Here is a 1,115-nt window from a genome sequence, read left to right as displayed (position 1 = left end):
ATGGCAGATCTGGTAGACAGCGAGTGGAGCCACCCTTACACACGTGAAGAAGCCGCCAGCACGCTCACCATCCTTACGACGGTTTTTGCTGATGGCCCAGATCAGGCTGCTTTCGATGGAGGTGGTTTCTGTATCCAGATCGTGACCATACAAGCAAAGTCCACTTTCCAGACGCAGGGAGTCACGGGCTCCCAGACCAATGAACTCCACTTCTGGCTGATCCAGCAACATACGACAGAATTTTTCTGCATCCGCTTCCGGGATTGAGATTTCAAAACCATCTTCACCGGTGTAACCCGAGCGGCTGATGTAAACGTCAACGCCTTCAATGGTGATATGAACAGAGTCCATGAAAACCATCTTTTCTGTTTCAGGTGCAAAGCGGGCCATAACAGATTTCGCTTCAGGGCCCTGAATAGCGACCAGAGCACGGTCGTCCAGAACCTCCAGCTTTACATCCTCAGGCAGATGAGCCCTCATGTGAGCAATGTCCTGATCCTTGCAGGCAGCGTTGACAACCACATACAGACTGTTATTGCCTTCGTTGGTGACCATCAGGTCGTCCATCACGCCCCCCTGTTCATTGGTGAACAGGGCATAGCGTTGCTTGCGCTCAGGCAGATCAATAATGTCGACAGGTACCAGAGCTTCCAGAGCCCTGGCCGGATTGTTGCCTGTCAGACGAACCTGCCCCATGTGGGAGACATCGAACAAACCCGCTTGAGCACGGGTATGCAGGTGCTCAGCTTTAACCCCCAGAGGATACTGGACCGGCATATCGAAGCCCGCGAAAGGAACCATTTTTGCGCCCAGCTCCAGGTGCAGGCCATGGAGTGGTGTTTTTTTGAGATCAGTCATTACAAAGACTCCCTGAAATAGTGTAGAAACCGGGGAAGCAGTTTCCCCGGTTTAATGCTGGTTCTCAGACGACGTTAGTCTTTTTCTCGATAGCTTTCGATAGACGGGCAGGAGCAGATAAAGTTACGATCGCCGTAGACATTGTCGATACGGTTGGCAGTGGGCCAATACTTGCCATTGATAGAGCTTTTAAGCGGGAAGACGGCTTCTTCACGTGTGTAAGGGTGGCTCCACTCGCTGTCTACCAGATCTGCCAT

The 1,115-nt window shown here is 52.0% G+C and carries 2 protein-coding genes; both read right to left on the bottom strand.

The window, feature by feature from the left end; genetic code table 11:
- A partial coding sequence (gene gcvT / locus KDK16_RS11340; RefSeq protein ID WP_257276193.1) for a glycine cleavage system aminomethyltransferase GcvT occupies window positions 1-858 on the bottom strand: 858 nt, incomplete at its 3' end.
- Between the two features lie 74 nt (window positions 859-932).
- Window positions 933-1,115: hypothetical protein (locus KDK16_RS11335; RefSeq protein ID WP_257276192.1), on the bottom strand; the 183-nt coding region annotated here is incomplete at its 5' end.

This window comes from Endozoicomonas sp. SESOKO4 (assembly GCF_024606275.1).
Note: the sequence above shows the minus strand (reverse complement) of the source record. Positions and strands in the feature narration are given on the sequence as shown.